This is a genomic window from Streptomyces sp. NPDC000983, from assembly GCF_040299205.1.
GTDB lineage: Bacteria > Actinomycetota > Actinomycetes > Streptomycetales > Streptomycetaceae > Streptomyces.
Genome location: NZ_JBEPBM010000006.1, coordinates 178,559 through 202,632 on the forward strand (window position 1 = coordinate 178,559; position 24,074 = coordinate 202,632).

A 24,074-nucleotide genomic window follows, 5' to 3' on the forward strand; every position below is an offset into this window, starting at 1 on the left:
CCGCCGGGGCGTCAGACGGCGCGGTCCTCCCTGCCGCGCAGCAGCATCAGGCCCAGGTAGAGGACCATCGAGGTGCCCAGGCCGACCGCCCAGCCGTAGTCGGCGAGCGGGGACAGGGCGGGGATCGGGACGCCGTCGATCAGCGGGTCGAAGTCGGCGCCGCCGACGGCCAGTACGCCGCCGGTCAGGAAGGCGACGACGGCCCGCCAGTTCCAGCCGCCCTCGTACCAGTAACGGCCGCCGCCCTCGCGGTACAGGTCTCCCAGGTCGAGCCGGGCGCGGCGCAGCAGCCAGTAGTCGGCGATCAAAATGCCCGCGACCGTGCCGAGCAGGCCGCCGACCAGGCCGAGCCAGGTGAAGATGTAGCCCTGCGGGTCGGAGTACAGCTTCCACGGGAAGATCAGCACGCCGAGTACGCAGGTGGCGAGGGCGCCGGTGCGGAAACTGATCCTGCGGGGCGCGATGTTGGAGAAGTCGAAGGCCGGCGAGACCAGGTTGGCGGCGATGTTCACCGACAGGGTCGCCACCAGCACGGTCACCAGGGCGAAGAGCAGCCCGACCACGTTGTCGGTCTTGGCGGCCAGTTGGACCGGGTCCCAGATCGGCTCGCCGTAGACCGCGGCCGAGCCGGAGGTGACCATCACGGACAGGAACGCGAAGAGTGTCATGGTCGTCGGCAACCCGAGGGCCTGGCCCCAGGTCTGGGCCTTCTGGCTCTTCCCGTACCGGGTGAAGTCGGGGATGTTCAGCGACAGCGTGGACCAGAAGCCGATCATGCCCATCAGGGAGGGCCAGAACAGCTTCCAGAAGTCGGCGCCCCAGCCCAGCTTCGACGGCTGGTCGAGCAGCGGGCCGAAGCCGCCGGCCTTGCTGCTCATCCACCACAGCATCACGAAGGCGCCCACCAGCACGAAGGGCGCCGCCCAGTTCTCGAACCGGCGGATGGTCTCCATGCCGCGGTAGATGATCGCGACCTGGATCGCCCAGAAGATCGCGAACGACAGCCACATGGTCCAGGGGTGACCACCGATCAGGCCGGCCTCGGCCCAGCCGTCGCCGATCAGCTTCCCGGCCAGGAAGAAGATCGCCTCACCGCCGATCCAGGTCTGGATGCCGAACCAGCCGCAGGCCACCAACGCCCGTACGACAGCGGGGAGGTTGGCGCCGCGGATGCCGAAGGAGGCGCGGGCGAAGACCGGGAAGGGAATGCCGTACTTGGGGCCGGCGTGCCCGGTGAGCAGCATCGGGACCAGCACGATCACATTGGCGAGCGCGATGGTGAGCACCGCCTGCTTCCAGTCCATGCCGACGGCGATGAGTCCGGAGGCGAGGGTCCAGGAGGCGGTGTTGTGGGCCATGCCGACCCAGAGCGCGGAGAAGTTGTACGTGGTCCAGGTCCGCTTCTCGACCGGGACCGGCAGCAGGTCGTCGTTGGCGTAGCGGCCGCTGGGCGGCGGGGACCCCGGGGCGAGCTCCACCCGGCCGTCGGCCAGGGTGACTTGGGCGGACGGCGGTATCGCCGTGGGAGCGGTGTCGGTCATGGGCAGGCCAATCAGGGACGGTGGGACGGGAAAGGCCGTGCGGGTGGCGCCGATGGGGGGTGCGCTCGCGACGAGCGTCCTGGGCCCCCTCCCCGGGACGGCGGGGAGGGGGAGTTCTCGGGGAGGGGGGCTCAGCCGCCCAGGGCGGGGATGACCTCGGCCCCGTACGCGTCGATGACGGCTTCCTGGGCGTCGTGCATGTCGTAGACGGCGAACTGGTCGACGCCCAGTTCGCGCAGGGCGGTCAGCTTCTCGATGTGCCGTTCCACCGGGCCGATGACACAGAACCGGTCGACGATCTCGTCGGGCACGAACGCGGTGTCGGGGTTGTCGGCCCGTCCGTGGTGGGAGTAGTCGTAGCCCTCGCGGGCCTTGATGTAGTCGGTGAGTTCCTCGGGTACGGCGGCGGAGTGCTCGCCGTACTTGGCGACCAGGTCGGCGACGTGGTTGCCGACCATCCCGCCGAACCAGCGGCACTGCTCGCGGGCGTGCGCGAGCGCCTCGGGCGAGTCGTCCTCGGTGACGTACGCGGGGGCGGCGACGCAGATCTTCACGTCGCCCGGGTCCCGGCCGGCCGCGACCGCCGCGTCCTTGACCGCCTTCACCATGTACTCGGTGAGGTACAGGTCGGAGAGCTGGAGGATGAAGCCGTCCGCCTCCTCGCCGGTCATCCTCAGCGCCTTCGGGCCGTACGCGGCCATCCAGACGGGGAGTTCGGCGCCCTCGCCGATCCACGGGAAGCGGATCGTGGTGCCGCCGAGGTCGGCCTCCTCGCCGCTCGCCAGGGCCCGGATGACCTTCATCGCCTCGCTGATCCGGGCGAGGGTGTTGGGCTTGCGGCCGGCCACCCGCATCGCGGAGTCGCCGCGACCGATGCCGCACACGGTGCGGTTGCCGAACATGTCGTTGAGGGTGGCGAAGGTGGAGGCGGTGACCTCCCAGGTACGGGTGCCCGGGTTGGTGACCATGGGCCCGACCTTCAACCTGGTCGTCTCGGAGAGGATCTGACTGTAGATCACGAACGGTTCCTGCCACAGCACGGCCGAGTCGAAGGTCCAGCCGTACGTGAACCCGTTGCGCTCGGCCCGCTTCATCAGGCTGATGACCTTCGAGGCCGGCGGGTCGGTCTGCAGGACGAGTCCGAAGTCCATGTGCGCCACTCCTAGTTGAGGTACTGACAGGTGGAGCGGGGCGTGTAGACCCCGTGCCCGGCGCGGCCGGTGTACTCCCGCTCGTCGATGACGACCTCGCCGCGCGAGAGGACCGTCTCCACCCGGCCGGTGGTGCGCCGGCCCTCGTACGCCGAGTAGTCGACGTTCATGTGGTGGGTCTCGGCCGAGATGACCTGCTCGGCCTGCGGGTCGTAGATGACGATGTCGGCGTCGGAGCCGGGCGCGATGGTGCCCTTCTTCGGGTACATGCCGAACATGCGCGCCGGGGTGGCGCAGGCGATCTCGATCCAGCGGCGGCGCGAGATGTGCCCGTCGACGACGGCCTGGTGCAGGAGGTCCATCCGGTTCTCCACGCCCGGCAGCCCGTTGGGGATCTTGGAGAAGTCGCCGCGGCCGAGTTCCTTCTGGCCCACGAAGCAGAAGGGGCAGTGGTCGGTGGAGACGACCTGGAGGTCGTTGGTCCGCAGCCCCTGCCACAGCTTGGCCTGGTGCTCCCGCGGCCGCAGCGGCGTGGAGCAGACGTACTTGGCGCCCTCGAAATCGGGCTCGGCGAGGTTGTCGGTGGACAGGAACAGGTACTGCGGGCAGGTCTCCCCGAAGACGTTGAGCCCCTCGTCGCGGGCCCGGGCCAGCTCGGCGACGGCCTCCATGGCGGAGACGTGCACCACGTACAGCGGGGCCCCGGCGACCTGGGCGAGCCGGATGGCGCGGTGGGTGGCCTCGGCCTCCAGCAGCGCCTTGCGGACCTCGCCGTGGTAGCGCGGGTCGGTCTCGCCGCGGGCCAGCGCCTGCTCCACCAGGACGTCGATGGCGATGCCGTTCTCGGCGTGCATCATGATCAGCCCGCCGTTCTCGGCGGAGCGCTGCATGGCGCGCAGGATCTGGCCGTCGTCGGAGTAGAAGACGCCCGGGTAGGCCATGAACTGCTTGAAGGAGGTGACGCCCTCCTCCACCAGCAGGTCCATCTCCTTGAGGGTGTCCTGGTTGACGTCGGAGACGATCATGTGGAAGCCGTAGTCGATGGCGCAGTTGCCCTCGGCCTTGGCGTGCCAGGCGTCCAGGCCCTCGCGCAGCGAGTGCCCGACGCTCTGCACGGCGAAGTCCACGATGGTGGTCGTACCGCCCCAGGCGGCCGCCCGGGTGCCGGTCTCGAAGGTGTCGGAGGCGAAGGTGCCGCCGAACGGCAGCTCCATGTGGGTGTGGGCGTCGACGCCGCCCGGGACGACGTACTTCCCGGTGGCGTCGATCGTGCGGTCCGCGCTCCAGCTCTGCGTACCGGGCACGGCGAGGGCGGCGACCCGGCCGTCCTCGATCAGGACGTCGGCGTGGACCTCGTCGGACGCGGTGACGACGAGGCCGCCGCGGATTACTGTTCGGCCGGTCATGGGTCCTCTCCCTCGGTGGTCGCGTGCGGGTTGTTGTGGCTGGTCGCGGTCGCTCGGCGGAGCCGCGTGTTCGTACGGCCCCGCGCCGCTGTCAAGGCGCCGTCAGCGGCCCGTACGCCCCCGGAGCCCGGTCCCGGTAGAACTGCCAGCGGTCGCGGACCTCTCGGAGTTTGGCCAGGTCCAGGTCGCGGACGACGAGTTCGGTCTCCTTGTCGCTGGCCACCTCGCCGACGAACTGTGCCTCCGGGTCGACGAAGTACGTCGTGCCGTAGAAGTCGTTGTCGCCGAGGTCCTCCACGCCGACCCGGTTGATCGCGCCCACGAAGTACTCGTTGGCGACGGCCGCCGCCGGCTGCTCCAACTGCCAGAGGTAGCGGGAGAGTCCGCGCGAGGTGGCCGAGGGGTTGAAGACGATCTCGGCGCCGGCCAGGCCCAGGGCCCGCCAGCCCTCGGGGAAGTGGCGGTCGTAGCAGATGTAGACGCCGACCCTGCCGACGGCGGTCTCGAAGACCGGCCAGCCGCTGTTCCCGGGGCGGAAGTAGAACTTCTCCCAGAATCCCTGCACTTGGGGGATGTGGGTCTTGCGGTACTTGCCGAGGTAGGAGCCGTCGGCGTCGATCACGGCCGCGGTGTTGTACAGCACCCCGGGCTGCTCCTCCTCGTACATCGGCAGGACGAGGACGAGGCCCAGTTCCTTCGCGAGGGCCTGGAAGCGCCGTACGGTCGGGCCCTCGGGGATCTGCTCGGCGTACTCGTAGAACGCCTTGTCCTGGACCTGGCAGAAGTACGGTCCGTAGAACAGCTCCTGGAAGCACAGGACTTGGGCGCCCTGCGCGGCCGCGTCGCGGGCCGCCTGTTCGTGTACCCGGATCATCGACTCCTTGTCGCCCGTCCACGCGGTCTGGAAGAGGGCGGCTCGGATCACTCTGCTCATCGGGACCTCCGGTCGCTCGGTGTGCAGCGAGACTAGGAACTCCGAAAGCGCGCTTCGACTGGCACGGTGTCACGTCTGCGGGCCTTCGGCGTGTCACGGTGTCACCCTTTCCAAGGCCCATGTTTCACCACCGTTTTCCCAGGTCGTGGCATGTTTCAGCTCTGTTGCGCGTCATGTGCGAGCAGGGCGATGTGCACGGACGCCGCCTGCTCGAAGTCGTCGAGGTCCACCCCGAGCCGGCCCTGTATCGCCTCGAGGCGCCGGTAGAGCGCGGGCCGCGAGACGTGGTGGAGCTGGGCGGTGCGGGACTTGTTGCGGCCGGTGGCGAGGTAGGTGCGCAGCACGGCCAGCAGGTCCTCCTCGGGGCCGCGCAGCAGTCCGTCCAACTCCCGTTCCGCGAAGGACTGGACGTGCGGGTCGTCCCGCAACAGCCGCACCAGGCCGCGCAGATGGACGTCCTTGAGGCGTACGACTGCGGGGAGGTCCATGGCGGCCGCCGAGTCGGCCACCGCGTCGGCGACGTGCCGTGCCTCGCGCAGGCCGGCCGGCACGTCGTCCCAGACGGCCCGGGGGTCGGCGGCGGCCACCACGGTGCCGGGTGCCTCCGCGCGGAGCCGGGCCGCGAAGTGGGCGGCGAGTCCGGGCGCGTCCTGGTCGCGGGCGAGGCTCAGCAGGACGGCGGTGTCCGGGTCGGCGAGTTCGGCGACGATGCCGGGCAGGCCCATCGCCCGCAGGACCCGGTCGAGTTGGGCGGGTTCGCCGTGCCGGACCACCAGCGGCACGAAGGTGCGCCGGTTGACGGGCAGTCCGGCCGCCCGTGCCCGGGGCAGCAGCTGCCGGGCCGGTACGACCCCGCTGACCAGGTCGGTCAGCAGGCTCTGGGCGGACTGTTCCTCCCAGGTGCAGGCGGAGTTGCCGGCCAGCATGCGGTGCAGCACCAGCGCCTCGGCGCCCCGGTCGGCCAGCAGCCGGCCGGTGGCCCGGTCGCCGCGGTAGCCGCACAGCACGATCCGGCCCCAGCGCTCGCCGCGGCCGCCGAGTTCGGCGCGGATCCAGCCGTCGCCCTCGCTGCCTCCCCCCGTGCCCGAACGGCCCGGCAGGTGCCCCCATGCCTGGCGGGCGATGCGCTCCCAGTCGCGCAGGACGTCGTCCACGGCCGGCCGTTCCCCGGCGGTGGCCAGGACCCGGTGGGCGAGGTTGCTGACGACGACCGGACAGGCGCTGTGCTGGGCGATCTCGTCGAGCAGCCGCTGGAGCGGGGCGCCCGCGGTGATCAGCCCGGTGAGGGCGGTGCGCACCGACTCCGAGAGGCTCACGGCGGCGAACTTCCGCCGCACCAGCCGGGACTGGACCTCCTCGGTCAGCTCGGCGAACGGGAACGGCCGGTGCAGCACGACCATCGGCAGCCCGCACCGCTCGGCCGCCCGGCGCATCACCTCGGGGGCGGCGGGAAAGGCGCGGCCGAGTCCGAGGACGACGGCCGCGGCCTCCGCGCGGTGCAGGGACCGGATGTACTCGGCCTGCGCGCTCTCGTCGCCGGCCAGCAGCACCCCGGTGGTGAGGACCATCTCGCCGCCGCTGAGCATCACTCCGACGTCGGCGGCCTCGGCGACATGGACCCAGCGCACCGGCCGGTCGAGCTGTCCGGCGCCGGCCACCACCTCGGGTTCCCCGGCCAGCACCCTTTCCAGGGTGAGGACCTGACGGACCGACAGCTCGGGTTCCAGGGTGGTGGTCATGGCGGTGTTCCCTTACTGAAGGCCCCGCAGAGCGCGTTCGAGGATCGCGGCACCCTCCTCGGCCTCCGCGACGGACAGCGACAGCGGCGGGGCGATCCGCAGGGCGCTGGTGTCGTGGCCGCCGCCCTTGCCGATCAGCAGCCCGCCCTCGCGGGCCGCCTCCAGCACGGCCGACGCGGCCTGCGGCGCGGCCCGGTCCGTGCCGGGTTCGGTCAGCTCGATGCCGATCATCAGCCCGCGCCCGCGCACCTCCCGTACGTACGGCACCTGCGCCGCGACCGCCCTCAGCCGCTCGATCAGCAGTCCGCCGACCCGCCGGGCGTTGCCCTGCAGATCGTGTTCCAGCAGGTACGAGAGGTTGGCGAGGCCGGCCGCCATGGTGACCTGGGTGCCGCCGAAGGTGGAGATGCTGTGGGAGTCGAGGCAGTTCATGATCTCGGCGCGGGCGATGACCCCGCCGACGGACATGCCGTTGCCGATGCCCTTGGCGAAGGTGACGATGTCCGGCGGGCCGTGCTGCGCGTGGGCCTGCCAGCCCCAGAAGTGGTCGCCGGTACGGCCCCAGCCGGTCTGCACCTCGTCGGCGATCCAGAGGATGCCGCGCTCGGCGAGCACCTGGCGGAAGGCCGCGTACAGGCCGTCGGGCGGCGAGGTGAACCCGCCGACGCCCTGGACGGGTTCGGCGATCAGCGCCGCCGGGGCCCGGGTGTGGCCGAGGAGGTCCTTCAGGTCCGCCACGCAGGCCGCCGTGAACCCGGCGTCGTCCAGGTGGGCGTAGGGGCCGCGGGTGCGGACGCCGCCGTGCACGTACAGGGTCTGCAACGGGGACAGGGAGGTCGGCGACCAGCCGCGGTTGCCGGTGATGCCGACCGCGCTGAAGGAGCGGCCGTGGTAGCTGTTGCGCATCGCCAGGACGGTGTTGCTGCGCCGGTACGCGGTGGCGAGCAGCAGCCCGGTGTCGTTGGCCTCGGTGCCGGAGGTGGTGAAGAAGACCCGGGCGTCCGGGATGCCCGACAAGTGGGCGACGCGCTCGGCCAGTTCGACCATGGGCCGGTTGAGGTAGAGCGTGGAGGAGTGGATGATCCGCCCGGCCTGCTCGCTCACCGCCTTCGTCACCTCGGGCAGGGCGTGCGCGGTCATCGTGGTGAGGATGCCGCCGAAGAAGTCGAGGTACTTGTTGCCCTCGGAGTCCCAGACATGGCGGCCCTCGCCGTGGGTGATCTCCAGCGGGTCCTCGTAGTAGAGGGCGAGCCAGTCGGGCAGCACCCGGCGGTGGCGTCCCAGCAGGTCGTCGCCGTTCACGGCCGCACCAGCCCTTCGTAGGCGTCGGGGCGCCGGTCGCGGTAGAACGCCCACTGCTGCCTGACCTCTTCGATGACGTCGAAGTCGAGGTCGCGGACGAGGAGTTCCTCCTTGCTGTCGCTGGCGACCTCCCCCACGAACTGTCCGCGCGGGTCGACGAAGTAGCTGGTGCCGTAGAAGTCGTTGTCGCCGTACTCCTCGACGCCGACCCGGTTGATCGCGGCCACGAAGTACTCGTTGGCGACGGCCGCGGCGGGCTGCTCCAGCCGCCACAGGTAGGACGAGAGGCCGCGGTGGGTGGCGGAGGGGTTGTAGACCAGCTGGGCGCCGTTCAGGCCGAGTTGGCGCCAGCCCTCGGGGAAGTGCCGGTCGTAGCAGATGTAGACGCCGACCTTGCCGACGGCGGTCTCGAAGACCGGCCAGCCGGCGTTCCCGGGCTTGAAGTAGTACTTCTCCCAGAAGCCCTTCACCTGCGGGATGTGGTGCTTGCGGTACTTCCCGAGGTAGCTGCCGTCCGCGTCGATCACGGCGGCGGTGTTGTAGTAGAAGCCGGACTGCTCGATCTCGAAGACCGGGACGACGATCACCATGCCGGTCTCGCGGGCGAGCTCCCGCATCCGGGTCACGGTCGGCCCGTCGGGCACCGGTTCCGCCCAGCGGTAGTGCTCCGGGTCCTGGACCTGGCAGAAGTAGGGGGCGTTGAAGACTTCCTGGAACCCGATCACCGCGGCGCCCCGGCGGGCCGCCTCCCGGGCGTGCTCCTCGTGTTTCGCCACCATGGACTCGGTGTCGCCGGTCCAGGTGGCCTGGACCAGAGCGGCGCGTACGACGTTGGCCATGAGCTGCTCCTTCGACGGGACGTCAGAGCCTCTACGCCCGTAGATGCAGGCCGTAGAGGCACGAACGTAAGCCTCCCGGACGGGCTTGCCAAGACCATCGTCGTCAACCCGCTGAGTCGATCCGGTTTCACACTCCGGTGGGTGAGTGCCCGGCCCACCGCCCCGCCCGCTGCCCCGCCCGCTCAGGCGGCGAATCCGGCGACCCGCAACGCGTGCACGAGGTCCCAGTGGCGCTCGTCCGAGACGCCCCTGGCTGCCTCCAGCAGTAACGGTACGAGGGTCGGCGGGTCCTCGGCCACGCTGCGGGCCGCCTCCTCGGGGGTACGGACCCGGACGTAGGCGTCCAGCAGGGCGTGGATCTCCCGGCTGCGGCCTTCCTCGGCCAGTCCCAGGACCGCCCGCCCGATCTCCTCGGCGGACCGGGCGACGCCCTGGCGCAGGATCTGCTCCCCGTCTCCGCCCCGGCCGGCGGCGACCAGGGCGTCCGCCGCCGCGACCAGCCGCTCGGCGGGCAGCGAGGCCGCCTCCCAGAGCAGGGTGGCCCAGTCGGCGCCGAGCCCGGCCCGCTGGAGCTCCACGGCGAGCAGCGGGTAGCGCGCCGCCGACGAGTAGGCGATCTCGGCGAGCAGGGCGTGCGCCTCCCCGCTGCGGCCCTCCTGGCGCAGCCGGACCAGCCGTCCGACGGCGCCCACGACCTCCCGCCGGTCGCCGCCGTCCAACGGCTCCACGGGCGGCGGCGCCTGTTCCTCCACCTCGGCGGCACCGGCGAACCGGGCGCCCCGGGGAGTGCGCCGGGCGGTGCCGTGGGGCTCGGGCAGTACGGGGGCGGCGGGCGGGGCGGTTACGGGGGCGGTCTCCTCCTCGACGATGCCGGCGAAGCGGGCACTGCCGCGGCGGCGCTTGCGCTGCTTGGGGACGGTGGGGGTGGGGTCCGGGATGGGGGTGGGGTGGTCCGGGGCGGGGGCACGGGGTGGCTCTACGGCGGAGGCGGGGTCGGGTGCCGGACGGGGGGCTCCGGCACCGCCTTCGCCGGGGGCGGGGTCCGGGGTGGAGAAGGGAGCCCGGCCTCGGCCCCAACTGAGGGCGGGGTCCGGGCCGGGGGCCCGGCGCGACTCAAAGGCGGAGGCGGGGGTGTGCTCCGGCTCGAAGGCGGAGGAGGAGACGGAGGTGGAGGTGGAGGCGGGATCGTAGGCCGGATCGAGGGCCCGGCCTCCGCCGGGGGCGGTCTCCGGGGCCAGGGCGCGCGACGGCTCGAAGACGGAGGCCGGATCGGGGGCCCGGCCTCGACCTCGGTCGGCGGCAGGGTCTTGGGCGCGGCCTTGACCTCGGTCGGTGACTTCGGTGACTGAGGCGGGATCGAAGGCCGGGTCGCGGTCGCGGCCTGGGCCTCGACCGGGGGCCGGGGTGAAGGACGTGGCGCGGTGCTCGGCGTCAGGGGCCCTGTGGGTCGCAGACGCGGTGCGGGGCGCGGGCATATGGGCCGCCGACGTCGTACCGGTGCCGGGCGGCTGGTCGTTCCGCGCGGGCTCGCGCCGTAGCGCGGCGATCCGGGCACTTGCCGACCTGCGGTCCAACTCGGTGAGCCTGGAACGCAGTTCGGCACAGCGGGCGGTGGCCCGTGCGTGGTCGTCGCGGGCCCAGGCGAGGTCCAGGCCGAGGGCCTCGGCCTCGCCCCGGGTGGTGGCCGCCGCCAGCGACCGGCCCAGTTCGGCCTGGCGGTCCGCCGCGTGGCGCTGCTCGCGGATCATCGAGACCAGCCGGTCGCCGAGGGCGTCGCGGCCCCCGGGACGGAGGTCGTGGGCGATCAGCGCCGCCGCGTGCCGTGCCCGTGCCGACGCCGCCTCGGCCCCGGCGGCCTGTGGGCCGTACTCGGCGCCCAGGTCCTGCAACAGGGCCTCCAGCACGTCCCACGGAGGTATCTCGCGCCCGTCCAGACAGGCCCGCATCCCCTCCGGATCACGCTGCCAGAACACCCCGCACCAGCCGCCGCCCTGTTCGAGGCGTGCCATCAGACCGTTCAGGTAGTTCGCGAACTCCCGCACCTGAGCCGGAAGTTGTTCCACTGCCATGCCCAGACTCCCGCCCGACCGGAACACTCCGGTCCGTAGGCAACACCAGTCGTGTTACGACGGCGCTACGGGGAGTTTTCCGGGGGAACGCAGAGTGCACCCGTCCTGCCGGAACGTGACGTGGACGGTTCTCAGGCGGCGACCGGCGCGCACAGCCCGGCCAGTTCGTCCATGGACAGCTCCAGCACCCGCGCCAGCGCGGCCACGGTGAAGAAGGCCGGGGTCGGGGCCCGGCCGGTCTCGATCTTCCGGAGGGTCTCGGCGGAGATGCCGGCCTCGGCGGCGACCTCGGCCATGCTGCGGGCGCCGCGGGCCTCGCGGAGGAGCCGCCCGAGCCGCTCGCCGCGCTCGCGCTCTTCTGGGGTCAAGGGGGTACGCACCATGACGCCATTCTAATACCGGTATAGTAATTGGCATGGTGGAACTGAAGACGGACACATCGATCGATGCCATGTACGCCGCGGGACAGGTCGTCGGCCGCGCCCTGACAGCCGTACGGGAAGCCGCTGACGTGGGCGTTTCCCTGCTGGAGCTGGACGAGGTGGCGCGCGGGGTACTGCGTGCGGCGGGCGCGGGCTCGCCCTTCCTCGGCTATCGGCCCTCCTTCGCGCCGACGCCGTTCCCTGCCGTGCTGTGCACGTCGGTGAACGACGCGATCGTGCACGGCATCCCGACCGCGTACCGGCTGCACGACGGCGACCTGGTCTCCATGGACTGCGGCGCCGAACTCGACGGCTGGGTCGGTGACTCCGCGATCAGTTTCATCGTGGGCCGGCCGCGCCCGGCGGATCTGCGTCTGGTCGAGACGGCGGAGCGGGCGCTGGCAGCGGGCATCGAGGCGGCCGTGGTCGGCAACCGGATCGGGGACATCGCGCACGCCGTGGGCACGGTCTGCCGCGAGGCCGGGTACGGCATCCCCGAGGGCTTCGGCGGGCACGGCGTGGGCCGGCACATGCACGAGGATCCGCCGGTCCCCAACGAGGGCCGCCCGCACCGGGGCATGCCCCTGCGGCACGGCATGGTGCTGGCCATCGAGCCCATGCTGATCGGCGGCGGCACGGACGGCTACCACGAGGCACCGGACGGCTGGACCCTGCGCACGAACGACGGTTCGAGAGCGGCCCACGCCGAGCACACGGTGGCGATCACCAGGGAGGGCCCCCGCATCCTCACGGCCCGCTGACCCCGCGCGGGGGCGTGCACAGGGCCGCGGAGTCGGCGGGCCCCTCGCAGCCCGCCGACCACCGTCCCGCAAGGACTCCACGACAGCCCCGGACGAGCCACCCTCCCCCGGCCCACACCAACCGCCACGGCGCGCACAGGCAGCCCCGGACACCACGCCGACGCCCCCGAGCACCCCGCGACGCGACTTCCCGGCGGCGCCGACACGCACCGCAGCGCGCCACGCCCGAACCGCCGGGCGGGCCCGGAGGGCAGGGCGGGCCCGGAGGGCCGTACGACGGCGTCGGTCCCACCCGGACGACGAGGACCCTTCGGCCGCTTCCCCGAACCCGAGCGGCCCCCCGCGCCCGGGCGACGACGGGCAGCTCGCCGAACCGGGCAGCTCACACCCGCTCCCCGCGACGCGGACTCCCCGACCCGCCCACAAGCACCGGGGCGCGTGCCGCGCCCCGAGCGCAGGGCGGACCCGGGGCCCGTACGACGACATCACCCCCGCCCGGACGGCGAGACCCCCTCGGCAGGCCCGGGTCAGGCGGCCTCCCCGCGCTCACAGCGGCCGCCACGCCGACACCGCTCATCCCCGGGCGGCTCGCCGAAACGGGCACCTCCGCACCCCGGGCAGCACACCAAACCCGAGCGCCCCCGGACAGCACGCCGGCCCAAGCCCCCCGCCCCGGCTCTCCCCGCCGCACGGACTCGCCAGGCCGTGTGTGCCGTGCTCGGGTCCCGGGGCGTAAGCGTTGCCCGCCCCCGGTCCTGGGGGGTGTACTCGTCGGCCGCAACGGCCCGGGGCGGCCTCCCGCATGCCTCCGGCAGGACTTCGTGCCATCGTGGCATGAGTCCTGTTTGCCCGGGTTACCCGACTCCGGTACGTCGTCAGCGAAGGTGCGGAAACGATGACCAGCGGCTTCTTCCCGGAAGGCCCGGAGGGCGACCCCTTCGGCGATTTCCTCGCACGGTTCTTCGGCGGCCCCCGCCCCGGCCCCCGCCAGATCAACATCGGCCAGCTGCTCAGCCAGCCGGCCAGGGAACTCGTGCGCGGCGCAGCCCAGTACGCCGCCGAGCACGGCAGCCGCGATCTCGACACCCAGCACCTGCTGCGCGCGGCCGTGTCCGCCGAGCCGACCCGGAGCCTGCTCAGCCGGTCCGGGGCGGACCCCGACTCGCTGGCCACGGAGATCGACGAGCGCTCCGGCCCGGTCCAGCACCCGCCGGGCGAGGCGCCGCCGCCGACCTCGCTCTCCCTGACCCCGGCCGCCAAGCGCGCCCTGCTGGACGCGCACGACCTGGCCCGGGCCCGGGGCGCGGGGTACATCGGCCCGGAGCACGTGCTCAGCGCCCTCGCGGCCAACCCCGACTCGGCCGCCGGACACATCCTGAACTCGGCGCGTTTCGCGCCCACCGGCCTGCCGCCCGAGGCGCCGGACACCGCGCAGCGCTCCGAGGGGCCCCGGGCCACCGAGACGCCCACCCTGGACAAGTACGGCCGGGACCTGACCGAGCTGGCCCGTCAGGGCCGGATCGACCCGGTGATCGGGCGGGACGAGGAGATCGAGCAGACCATCGAGGTGCTCTCCCGGCGCGGCAAGAACAACCCGGTGCTGATCGGTGACGCCGGCGTGGGCAAGACGGCCGTCGTGGAGGGTCTGGCCCAGCGCATCGCCGACGGCGACGTCCCGGACGTGCTGAGCGGCCGGCGGGTGGTCGCGCTGGACCTGACCGGCGTGGTCGCCGGCACCCGGTACCGGGGCGACTTCGAGGAGCGCATGACCAACATCGTGGGCGAGATCCGCGCCCACTCCGACCGGCTGATCGTGTTCATCGACGAACTGCACACCGTGGTCGGCGCCGGGGGCGGCGGCGAGGGCGGTTCGATGGACGCCGGCAACATCCTCAAGCCCGCCCTGGCCCGCGGCGAGCTGCACATCGTGGGCGCGACGACGCTGGAGGAGTACCGGCGGATCGAGAAGGACGCGGCGCTCTCCCGCCGCTTCCAGCCGATCCTGGTACCCGAGCCGACGCCCGCGGACGCGGTCGAGATCCTGCGGGGCCTGCGGGACCGCTACGAGGCCCACCACCAGGTCCGCTACACCGACGAGGCGCTCGTCGCCGCCGTGGAGCTGTCCGACCGCTATCTCACCGACCGCCGGCTCCCCGACAAGGCGATCGACCTGATCGACCAGGCGGGCGCCCGGGTGCGGCTGCGGTCCCGCACCAAGGGCACCGATGTGCGTGCCATGGAGCGGGAGTTGGAGCAGCTGGCCAGGGAGAAGGACCAGGCCGTCGGGGACGAGCAGTACGAACAGGCCACCCAACTGCGCGACCGGATGCTGGAGTTGAAGCAGCGCATCACGGACGCCGCCGGGGACGGCACGGCCGACGAGGGGCAGAACCTGGAGGTGACGGCGGAGGCCGTCGCCGAGGTGGTGTCCCGGCTGACCGGCATCCCGGTGTCCAGCCTGACCGAGGAGGAGAAGGACCGGCTGCTGGGCCTGGAGCAACATCTGCACGAGCGGGTCGTCGGCCAGGACGAGGCCGTGCGCGTGGTCTCGGACGCGGTGCTGCGCTCCCGGGCCGGGCTCGCCAGTCCGGACCGGCCGATCGGCAGCTTCCTGTTCCTCGGCCCGACCGGCGTCGGCAAGACCGAACTGGCCCGGGCGCTGGCGGAGTCGCTGTTCGGCAGCGAGGAGCGCATGGTGCGGCTCGACATGAGCGAGTACCAGGAGCGGCACACCGTGAGCCGTCTGGTGGGCGCCCCGCCCGGATACGTGGGCCACGAGGAGGCGGGCCAGCTCACCGAGGTGGTGCGCAGGCACCCGTACTCGCTGCTGTTGCTGGACGAGGTGGAGAAGGCCCACCCGGACGTCTTCAACATCCTGCTCCAGGTGCTGGACGACGGGCGGCTGACCGACTCCCAGGGCCGCACCGTGGACTTCACCAACACCGTGATCGTCATGACCAGCAACCTCGGCTCCGAGGCGATCACCCGGGGCGGCTCGGGGATCGGTTTCGGCTCGGGCGGCGCGGAGGCGGACGAGGAGGCGCGGCGCGAGCGGATCCTGCGGCCGCTGCGCGAGCACTTCCGGCCCGAGTTCCTCAACCGGATCGACGAGATCGTGGTGTTCCGCCGGCTCGACCCCGAGCAGTTGCGGCGGATCACGGATCTGCTGCTGGACCGGACCCGCCGGCTCATGCGGGCCCGGAACGTGTCGGTCGAGTTCACCGGCGCGGCGGTCGACTGGCTCGCCGAGCGCGGTCATCAGCCCGAGTACGGCGCCCGGCCGCTGCGCCGCACCATCCAGCGCGAGGTGGACAACCAGCTGTCCCGGCTGCTGGTGGACAACCGGGTCGCCGAGGGCGGCCGGGTCACGGTGGACGTCGAGGACGGGCGGCTCGCCTTCCGCGCCGAGAGCCCCGAACAGGCCGCGCCCGGACCCGAGTTGTGACCACCCGCCCTACCGGGCGGGCCGCACCACCATCGCCGAGCCGCCGCCCCTGCGCACCGTCTCGGCCGCGGCGAGCCACCTGCCGTCCGGCAGGCGCTGCACGCCGGTCGCCGCACCGATCTCCGGGTTGAGACGGAAGCCGTGTCCGATCGACTCCAGCGCGGTCCTGGTGGCGCTGTCGTAGAGGGCGGGTTCGAGTTCGGTGGTGGTCTGGTTGCGCTGGCTGGCGCGCGGCGCGGCGATGGCGTCGACGAGCGGGAGTCCGCGGTCGACCAGGCCGGTCAGGGTCTGGAGCACGGTGGTGATGATGGTCGCGCCGCCGGGTGAACCGAGCGCCACCACGGGCCTGTTGTGTGCGTCGAGCACGATCGTCGGGGACATCGAGGAGCGGGGGCGCTTGCCCGGGCCCGGCAGGTTCGGGTCGTGGACGGCGGGGTTGGCCGGGGTGAAGGAGAAGTCGGTCAGCTCGTTGTTGAGGAGGAAGCCGCGTCCCGGGACGGTGATGCCGCTGCCGCCGGTCTGCTCGATGGTCAGCGTGTAGGAGACGACGTCGCCCCACTTGTCGGCCACCGTGAGGTGGGTGGTGCTGTCACCCTCGTAGGTGGTCGGGGCGGCCGTGCCGCTCGCCCCGCAGGCGGCGGGGTCGCGCGGGTCGCCGGGCGGGAGCGGGCTGGTGAGCACCGCGTCGTCCTTGATCAGGCACTCCCGAGAGTCGGCGTACCGCTGGGAGAGCAGTTCCCGGGTCGGTACGTCCTCGAAGGCGGGGTCGCCGACCCAGCGCCCCCGGTCGGCGAAGGCGATCCGGCTCGCCTCGACGAAGCGGTGCAGGTACCGCGTCTCGCTGGCCGCGGAGAGGTCGGTGCGCTCCAGGATGTTGAGGGCCTCGCCGACGGTGGTGCCGCCGGAGGAGGAGGGCGCCATGGAGTAGACGCCGAGTCCGCGGTACGAAGTCCGGCTGGGGGCCTGGGACTTGACGCGGTAGCCGGCGAGGTCCTCGGCGGTCAGGCGCCCGGGGCGGGCGTTCCAGCCCGAGGCAGGGTCCACCGGGGGCCTGTTGACGGTGGTGACGATGTCGTCGGCGATGTCGCCCCGGTACAGCGCGCCCACCCCGCGCCGGGCCAACTCCGCGTAGGTGCGCGCGAGGTCGGGGTTCTTGAAGGTGGAGCCGACGACGGGGAGCCGTCCGTCGGGCAGGAACAGCTCCGCCGTGTCCGGGAAGTGGCGGAAGCGGGTCTCGTTCGCGGCGGTCTGCGCGCGGAAGGTGTCGTCGACGGTGAAGCCGTCCCGGGCGAGCCGCTCGGCGGGCTTGAGGAGGGTGGAGAGCTTTCTGCTGCCCCACCGGTCCAGGGCCCGCTGCCAGGTGGCGGGTGTGCCGGGGGTGCCGACGCTCAGGCCGCTGCTGACGGCCTCGGCGAAGGGGACGGGGGTGCCGTTCTCCAGGAAGAGTCCCGAGTCGGCGCTCCGGGGCGCGGTCTCGCGTCCGTCGATGGTGTGCACCGTACGGGACGTGGCGTCGTAGTGGACGAAGTAGCCGCCTCCGCCGATGCCCGCCGAGTAGGGCTCGGTGACGCCGAGCGCGGCGGCGGTGGCGACGGCCGCGTCGACGGCGTTGCCGCCCTTCCTGAGCACCTCGATCCCGGCGGCGGTGGCGTCCGCGTCCACGCTGGCGACCGCACCTCCGTACCCCGCGGCGACCGGGACCTTCGCGGTCTCCTCGACCGGTGGTTCCGCGGGTGGCGCCGCCCCCACGGACACCAGGGCGGCCGACACCGCGAGAACCGACAGTCTGCCTGCGACCGGACGACGCATGCGCACCTCCACAGCAAGGGCCGTCCGCGCAGCCTATGCCATTAACATGCGCACGTCAGGAAGGCGAGGGGCGGGTGTCGAACACGGGTTTGCGCAACCCCGCTAGCATGCGCGCCCATGAATGACGACCTGCGCAACATCGTCCTGGGTGTGGTGGCGGCCGGCCTGAGCGCCGCCCTCGGCTGGGTGGCCCGCACCTATCTGTGGAAGCGCAAGCTCCGCCGCAAGCAGACCTTCTTCGGGCTGCCCGACAACTCCGAATCGCTGCTGGTGGTGAACCGGGAGGCGGGCGGGCCCGAACTCACGGTGATGCGCCATGACGTGTTCGCGCTCCTCGAACTGGCCGCGCTCATCAAGGACTGCAACGCGCACGCCCAGGTCGTCGCGCACGACGCGGCCCAGCAGGGGTTCGGCGAGCGCACCGAGTTCTGCGTCGGCGGGCCGGCCTCCAACCGCCGGATGACGGCGCATCTGGCCTCCCTGCTGCCCGGTATACGCGTCAACGTGGACTCGGAGCCGGGGCCCGACCGGGGCGCCTTCCAGATCGGCAGCGAGCGCTACCGGCTGGAGCCGGGCCGGGGCGAGTTCGTCATCCTCGCCCGGCTCACCGCGGGCCAGGGCCGGGAGTCCCGCCCGGTGTTCCTCTTCTGCGGCCAGCGGGCGATCACCAACCAGGCCGCGACCCGCTATCTCGCGCGCAACCACGAGCGGCTGACGCGCAAGCACGGCAACAACTCCTTCGTGCTGCTGCTGAAGGTCGTCAACTCCCAGGCGTACGGCCCGGACGTGGTGGAGCTGGTGGCGGACGTGACCCGGGCGGCGCAGGAGCCGCTGCCGACCCCGGCGCCGACGAGTACGCGCGCCTCCCGCCGCGCCGCCTCCTCCTGAGTGCGCACCCGTCGGGGTGAGCGGCGCCCCCGTCGAGGTGAGCGGCACCCTCGCTGCCCGAGCCACGACGTGGGACGGTTCGGCCTCGGTGGGCCGGTCGGCGTCGGCAAGCCATTCAGCCACGGCGAACTGTTCAGCCTCGGCGAGCCGGTCGACGGCGCCCCGTTCGCCCGTCGCGGGCGCGCGGCGGCATCTCGTCCCGGCCCCCGGACACGGCGCGGAGGCCGCGCACCGAGCAGGCCGCGGCGACGCGCTCCGGGGACAGCCGGCCGGCCCGTTCCGCGGGCCCCGTAGCCAGGAGCCGTTCCCGCGGGCCGCGAACTCAGGAGCCCTTCCCCCGGGCCCCGAACCCAGGCGCCGTTCCCGCGGCAGGCGGGGTGTCGAACCACTGCGGTCGCCGGCACGGCCGACCCGCTCCGTGTCGAGCACAACCCGACCGGCGCGCAGCTGACCTTCTCCCCGCCGGGGACCGGCCCGGGACGGGCGTCGGTCCTCCTGCGCGAGCAGTGATCTCCGGCTGCCGCCGGGCGGGTATGGCTCTGTGACTGCCGCCCCTGCCCCCGAGGGGGCCTGGGAGGGGGAACCCCACCCGGCAGCAGCGCCCCCGTGCGACCGGCCGGACGCGGAGATCGCCGGAGGGCCGGTCCCAGGGGACGAACCGCCCATCGTAGTCGAGGCTCCGCGTGACGCAGCCGCCGGGCGGCGAGCGGGGCTTGAGCATCCGGCGTCCGGCACCGTCGAGGGCGCCCGTGCGGTGCGCGGCGCGGATCGCGGCCCCGCTCAGTACTTGGGGACGTCGGACCGGAAGTCCCCTCGCGCCCGCCCTCCGGGGCGGCGAGGAGACCCGCGAGCGCGTCCGTCAACCCCGCCCCGACGGGCCGGACGTCCCCCGTCACCGACGAGGACACGCGGTTGCCCCGGGGCGTCACGCGGTGCGGTAGACGGATCGAAAGCCATGCCCAGCCCCACCCACTCCCAGCCGTGTCGCGGTCGCCGCAAACTATCCAGCCGGGACATGCCCCTGCACACGACACGCACTTTCCGGGCAATAGCCGTATTTACGCCGCAGCCCGGGCCACGGGATCACGCCTCGGCGACCTCCGCGTACAGCTGCGACAGCTCGGGGACCCCGCTGGCCGCCCACTCGTGCCCGGAGGCGACGACGTCGAACTCGCGGCCCGAGGAGAGCCGTACGACGGGCTGGCCGTTGGACCAGATCTCCCACCGGGCGCCCGGGACCGTGCGCACGATCACCGTGCCGAGGTAGAGGCCGGCGTCGTTGCCCAGCCAGGGCAGCACCTCCTCGTCGTCCCGCCAGCGCGGGAGCAGCTGGTCGAGCGCCTCCAGCGAGGCCGCCGAGTCGTCCAGCCCGATCCCCTCCCGGCCCGCCTGCGAGCGCAGCAGATCGCACTCCGCGAGCAGTTCCCCGATGCCCTCGTATCCCTCACCCCCGGCGGAGAGCACCGCCACGCCGTGGGCGGCACCGCGTCGCCTGCGCCAGGCCGTCAGGAAAGGGATGTCCATGCGCCCACCCTCGCACCGACCATGCCACCGGCACCACCGGCACGCGGGAACCGGCCAACCCGATACCCCTTGCCAAAACTTATTCATGCTCCGTAGAGTTCATCACGTCATGAGTTCAACAGATGTTGACTTTGGCGTTCCGGGAGGCGGGGACCCGTGCGGAAGATCCCATTCCAGGTGAACGAGGGCGGATTGGTCGCCCTGCTGCCCAACGGCCATGTGGAGTTCCTCGCCAACTCGGCGCACCCGCTGATCCTGCGGCACAACGCCGGACGGCCGGTCCCCGCCGAGGAGTTGATGACCCACGCGATCACCGATCCGCTGGTCACCCTGGACCGGTTCCATCTCTCCGCGCCGGCCATCGCGTTCGTGGAGACCACGAACCTGTGCAACCTGCGCTGCAAGCACTGCTACGCGGACTCCGCGCTGAAGCGTCCCGACGAGATGTCCACCCCGCGCATCAAGGCCCTGCTCGACGAGTTCGCCGAACTCGGCGTGCTCCAGGTCTTCCTGACGGGTGGTGAGATCTTCTCCCACCGGGACGCGGTGGAGATCGTCAACCACGCCCGGAGCAAGCCGTTCAGCACCCAGATCTTCACCAACGGCCTGCTCGTCACCGAGGAGCGGCTCGCGGCGATCCCGCCGGGCCAGTCGTTCTTCATCAGCTTCGACACCGCCGACCCCGAACGCACCGTTCGCGGCCGGATGGACTTCCCCAAGCTCCAGCGCGCCTTCGAGGCGATGCGCCGGCACGGCCATGTCTTCCGCACCGCGATCTCCGTCCACCGCAACAACATCCAGGACGCCGAGGAGATCTTCGAGTGGTGCGCGGAGCGCGGCTACCCCCGGCCGCAGTGGCTGGAGACCCACCCCGTGGGCCGCGCCCTGCTCCACCCGGACATGCTGCTGCGACCCGAGGACGTCGACGAGGTCTTCGAGGTCTACCAGCGCTGCATGGAGCGGTACTCGACCTCCCCCGAGACCGAGCCGGCCGACGAGAGCGGTCCCGGCACCGGGGCCGGAGCGGGCGCGGCGCCCGGCGGGCGCGCCGCGGACGAGATCCGCGGGGTGGACACCATCCAGTTCTGCCAGCGCCTCGAACGCGCCGTCGGCCAGGAGAAGTGCGGCCGCTCGGTCGTCTACGTCAACAGCCGCGGCGACGTCTACCCGTGCAGCAACTGCATGTCGGGCCAGCTGCACCGGGCCGGGAACCTCACCGAGCGGTCCTTCGCCGACATCTGGGAGACCGGGTTCGACGCCTTCCGCGACATCCGGTTCAGCGACCACACGGTGTGCGGGACCTGCCCGGTGGCCGCGGAGGACCTCTGGTGCCAGTTCCGCTGCCCCCCGCTGGCCCGCAACCTCACCGGCGACGCGCAGGGCTGCGGCGCCACCGAGTACCTCCAGGAGTTCATGCTGCGCTCCGGCCGCTACTGGCGCGAGCGCCGACGGCGGGACATACGCCTGACGCTCACCCCGCGCTAGCCGCGCCCGCCGAGGGCCGCACACCACCGCGCCCGGCCGACCGCCGGGCCCCACCGACCCCGCTCCCGACGCCGTGGGCGGGTCCCGTCCGAGGGCGGCACGCCGCCCCTCATCGAAGGGAACACGGACATGCCCGAAGAGAAGAAGGTCATCCGCATCCACCTCGAGCCGGGCGAGGAGGGCGTGACGCTCAGCGCCGTCGGCGCCGCCTCGGCCACCGCGCCCAACGAGACGCTCCTGGTGGAGGCCACCTCCATCACCGAGGCCACGGTCATCGAGGTCGAGATCTGACCCACCGCCGTGACGAGACGTACCGGAGCGCAGCAGGACCCCCCGGGCTCGTAGAGGGACGGGCTCGCGGAAGAGCGCTCGAGGGACCTCCGGAACCGCCGAGGGATCGGAACCGGGGGCGAGCGCTGCACGGCCTTCCCGGCCCGTGAGGGACGGGCCGGGAAGGGCCGCGCGCACGTCAGGCGCGGCGTGACCGACCAGCGGGGCCCGAGCCCGGACAGGAGACGAGGTCGCGATGAGCAAGACGGTTGCTTCAGCCGGCACCACCGCCGTGCGCCCCGGCACAGGACTCGCGCGGCTGCTCCAGGAGAACCCGGCTCTCAGGATCGGCCAGGACGACTACAACATCAACGTGACGGCCAACTACGGCGACCGGCTCGACGCCGGCGAGGTCGCCGAGGCGCTGCGCGCCCACCCGGGTGCCGGCCGGCCCGCGCATCTGTACTTCCACGTGCCGCTGTGCGCGTACATCTGTCATTTCTGCAACTACGTCAAACGCAAGATCCCCGGCGGCGCGGAGGGCGAGCGCGCCTCCCGGGTCTGGACGGACCTGCTGATCGAGGAGTCCGAGCGGCGCCTGGCGCACGCCCCCTGGCTCGCCGGGGCCCGCATCGAGTCGGTCTACCTCGGCGGCGGCACCGCGTCCCTGCTCGGCACCGAGCAGCTGGGCCGGCTGGTCGCGCACATGCGGGCCAACTACGCACTGACCGAGGACTGCGAGATCTCCCTGGAGGGGAACCCGGACAACTTCCAGCGCGAGGAGCTGGCCGAGGCCTGCCACATCGGCTTCAACCGGTTCAGCGTGGGCGTGCAGTCGCTGCAGAGCGAGGTCAACGCCTTCGCCGGGCGGGGCCACGACGCCGCGATGTCCCTGCGGGCGATCGAGAAACTCCGGTCGACGGGGCGGCCGTTCAACGCCGACATGATGTTCGGGCTGCCGCACCAGACCCCCGCGAAGGTCGCCGAGGACATCCGTGCGCTGACCGCCCTGGAGGTGCCCACGATCACCATCTACCGGCTGCGCAACGCGGACCGGGCCAAGATGGGGATCGGCAACCGGGCCCTGTGGAACGTGGAGAGCGTCCGCGACCGGCTGCGCTCGGAGCACGCCTTCCCCGGCCTGGAGGAGACGTACGAGATGCGCGAGGCCGTCGTGGAGGAGCTGCTCGACGCCGGCTACCACCCCAGCCCGTGCGGCTGGTGGAACCGGCCGGGGGTCTACCCGGAGGGCAACATCCCGCGGGTCTCCCGCAACAAGTGGCAGCGCCACGACTCGATGATCGCCTACGGGCCGGGCGCCTACGGCTGGCTCACCGGCGACGACGACACGGTCGTGCAGACCCACAACACCGCCGACATCAGCGGCTACGCCCGGCAGATCCAGGACGGCCCCGGGCTGCCGCTGGCGTTCGGGCGCAGGCTGGTCGGGCTGGAGGCGATCGGGCTGGTGCTCGGCTTCAACTTCAAGGCCAACCAGCCGATCGACGCGGCCCGGTTCCGGCGCCGGTTCGGGGTGGAGCTGTTCCACGACGAGCCGTTCGCCTCGGTCTTCGCCGACCTGCAAGAGCGCGGGCTGGTCGAGCCGGTGCCGGGCACCGCGGAGAGCGTCGTGCCCACCCTGGACGGCGAGGCCCTGCACGAGGAGATCATCAGTGTCTACTTCCACCAGCGCGTCGGCAGCTTCGCCGAAGCCGTCTGCCGGAGGTGACGGGGTGAGCGTGCACCGCCACGTCCAGTGGCGCAAGGACTCCGCGGGGGCGCCGTACCGTCTGCGGCGGTCGTTCCCCGCGGCCCCGGCGAGCGGGACCGTGGTGCTCGCCGGCCCCGGAAGCGTCTCGGCCCTCGACGGCGGGGGCCGGGACGACCTGCTGCTCGACCGGCTGACGGAGCGTCTGGTCGGCGCGGGCCGGCAGGTCCTGCAGTGCGACATGCCGGTGCGCGACCACCTGGTGCCCTTCACCGAGAAGGATTTCGCGGCCCGGGTGGAGCGGCTGGACCATCTGCTGCGCGGCCACCGGCACCTGCTGACCGGACCGCTCGTCCTGGTCGGCTTCTCGCTCGGCGGGCTGGCCCTGCTGGAGCTGCTGGAGTCCGGCACGCCGCCGCGCGCCGACCGGCTGGTCCTGGTGGGCACGGTGGTGGAGGACGACATCTTCCTCGCCTCGCGCGTGCCGGCCGTCGAACTCGTCTACGGCAGCCGTGACCTGATCGGCTATCTGATCGACGACACCTCGGGCTCGGGCGCCGATCCGCAGACCGTCGTCTTCGACCCGGGCATGTACGCCGACTGGTCCGCGCGGCACGTCATCGGGTCGCCCACGCCCGAGGTCAACGTCCATCTGCTCGAAGGACTCGGGCACACCCTGCACCCCTGCGGGCCGGACCCGGGCCGGGACCCGCTGCCGGAACTCACCTCCCTGGTGGGCCTGGCCCCATGACGTCGCATCGGCTCACAGCACGACAGGAAA

18 protein-coding genes are annotated in these 24,074 nt (G+C 72.5%); 7 read left to right on the forward strand and 11 right to left on the reverse strand.

Annotated features, from left to right (window positions below):
- Positions 1 to 11: 11 nt before the first annotated feature.
- The 9 genes from ABT296_RS09300 to ABT296_RS09340 form a co-directional block, all read right to left on the reverse strand.
- The gene (locus ABT296_RS09300) at positions 12 to 1,541 is read right to left on the reverse strand and encodes an NCS1 family nucleobase:cation symporter-1 (protein ID WP_351924954.1); all 1,530 of its coding nucleotides are present in this window, start codon (positions 1,539 to 1,541) and stop codon (positions 12 to 14) included.
- Positions 1,542 to 1,672: 131 nt separating this feature from the next.
- A complete protein-coding gene (locus ABT296_RS09305; protein WP_351924956.1) occupies positions 1,673 to 2,692 on the reverse strand; it encodes a TIGR03842 family LLM class F420-dependent oxidoreductase in 1,020 nt (339 codons plus the stop codon).
- 11 nt (positions 2,693 to 2,703) lie between these two features.
- Positions 2,704 to 4,098 (reverse strand): dihydropyrimidinase, encoded by a 1,395-nt coding sequence (hydA, locus tag ABT296_RS09310; protein ID WP_351924958.1) that lies wholly within the window; start codon positions 4,096 to 4,098, stop codon positions 2,704 to 2,706.
- 91 nt (positions 4,099 to 4,189) lie between these two features.
- On the reverse strand, positions 4,190 to 5,032 hold the full coding sequence (locus ABT296_RS09315; RefSeq protein WP_351924960.1) for a nitrilase-related carbon-nitrogen hydrolase: 843 nt from the start codon (positions 5,030 to 5,032) through the stop codon (positions 4,190 to 4,192).
- 155 nt (positions 5,033 to 5,187) lie between these two features.
- The gene (locus tag ABT296_RS09320) at positions 5,188 to 6,771 is read right to left on the reverse strand and encodes a PucR family transcriptional regulator (RefSeq protein WP_351924962.1); all 1,584 of its coding nucleotides are present in this window, start codon (positions 6,769 to 6,771) and stop codon (positions 5,188 to 5,190) included.
- Positions 6,772 to 6,783: 12 nt separating this feature from the next.
- A complete protein-coding gene (locus tag ABT296_RS09325) occupies positions 6,784 to 8,073 on the reverse strand; it encodes an aspartate aminotransferase family protein (RefSeq protein ID WP_351924964.1) in 1,290 nt (429 codons plus the stop codon).
- Positions 8,070 to 8,912, reverse strand: a complete 843-nt coding sequence (locus ABT296_RS09330; RefSeq protein WP_351924966.1) for a nitrilase-related carbon-nitrogen hydrolase — start codon at positions 8,910 to 8,912, stop codon at positions 8,070 to 8,072. Before ABT296_RS09330 ends, ABT296_RS09325 begins: the two co-directional genes overlap by 4 nt.
- 182 nt (positions 8,913 to 9,094) lie before the next feature.
- Entirely contained in the window at positions 9,095 to 10,981 is a 1,887-nt protein-coding gene (locus ABT296_RS09335; RefSeq protein WP_351924968.1) for a hypothetical protein, read from the reverse strand.
- Between the two features lie 131 nt (positions 10,982 to 11,112).
- Positions 11,113 to 11,364 (reverse strand): helix-turn-helix domain-containing protein, encoded by a 252-nt coding sequence (locus ABT296_RS09340; RefSeq protein WP_351924970.1) that lies wholly within the window; start codon positions 11,362 to 11,364, stop codon positions 11,113 to 11,115.
- Positions 11,365 to 11,396: 32 nt separating this feature from the next.
- Here ABT296_RS09340 and map point away from each other — a divergent pair, with 32 nt between their 5' ends.
- The gene (gene map, locus ABT296_RS09345; protein WP_351924972.1) at positions 11,397 to 12,164 is read left to right on the forward strand and encodes a type I methionyl aminopeptidase; all 768 of its coding nucleotides are present in this window, start codon (positions 11,397 to 11,399) and stop codon (positions 12,162 to 12,164) included.
- An 895-nt stretch (positions 12,165 to 13,059) separates the two neighbouring features.
- Entirely contained in the window at positions 13,060 to 15,609 is a 2,550-nt protein-coding gene (locus ABT296_RS09350; RefSeq protein ID WP_351924974.1) for an ATP-dependent Clp protease ATP-binding subunit, read from the forward strand.
- 9 nt (positions 15,610 to 15,618) lie between these two features.
- Here the strand turns inward: ABT296_RS09350 and ggt are convergent, their stop codons facing one another.
- A complete protein-coding gene (gene ggt / locus ABT296_RS09355) occupies positions 15,619 to 17,418 on the reverse strand; it encodes a gamma-glutamyltransferase (protein ID WP_351924976.1) in 1,800 nt (599 codons plus the stop codon).
- Positions 17,419 to 17,535: 117 nt separating this feature from the next.
- Here ggt and ABT296_RS09360 point away from each other — a divergent pair, with 117 nt between their 5' ends.
- Positions 17,536 to 18,306 (forward strand): hypothetical protein, encoded by a 771-nt coding sequence (locus ABT296_RS09360; protein WP_351924977.1) that lies wholly within the window; start codon positions 17,536 to 17,538, stop codon positions 18,304 to 18,306.
- Between the two features lie 1,083 nt (positions 18,307 to 19,389).
- Here the strand turns inward: ABT296_RS09360 and ABT296_RS09365 are convergent.
- Positions 19,390 to 19,830, reverse strand: coding sequence for a DUF6278 family protein (locus tag ABT296_RS09365; protein ID WP_351924979.1), 441 nt, complete (start codon positions 19,828 to 19,830; stop codon positions 19,390 to 19,392).
- A gap of 156 nt (positions 19,831 to 19,986) precedes the next feature.
- On the opposite strand from ABT296_RS09365, the gene ABT296_RS09370 reads away from it, so the two are divergent.
- The 4 genes from ABT296_RS09370 to ABT296_RS09385 all read left to right on the forward strand — a co-directional run bounded on the left by ABT296_RS09370 (position 19,987) and on the right by ABT296_RS09385 (position 24,044).
- Positions 19,987 to 21,315 carry a radical SAM/SPASM domain-containing protein gene (locus ABT296_RS09370; protein WP_351924981.1) on the forward strand — a complete coding sequence of 443 codons (1,329 nt, stop codon included), beginning with the start codon at positions 19,987 to 19,989 and terminating at the stop codon, positions 21,313 to 21,315.
- Between the two features lie 129 nt (positions 21,316 to 21,444).
- On the forward strand, positions 21,445 to 21,606 hold the full coding sequence (locus ABT296_RS09375; RefSeq protein ID WP_351924983.1) for a hypothetical protein: 162 nt from the start codon (positions 21,445 to 21,447) through the stop codon (positions 21,604 to 21,606).
- A gap of 235 nt (positions 21,607 to 21,841) precedes the next feature.
- Complete coding sequence (locus ABT296_RS09380) at positions 21,842 to 23,314, forward strand: coproporphyrinogen-III oxidase family protein (protein WP_351924985.1); 1,473 nt, start codon at positions 21,842 to 21,844, stop codon at positions 23,312 to 23,314.
- Positions 23,315 to 23,318: 4 nt separating this feature from the next.
- On the forward strand, positions 23,319 to 24,044 hold the full coding sequence (locus tag ABT296_RS09385; protein WP_351924987.1) for a hypothetical protein: 726 nt from the start codon (positions 23,319 to 23,321) through the stop codon (positions 24,042 to 24,044).
- Positions 24,045 to 24,074: the final 30 nt, after the last annotated feature.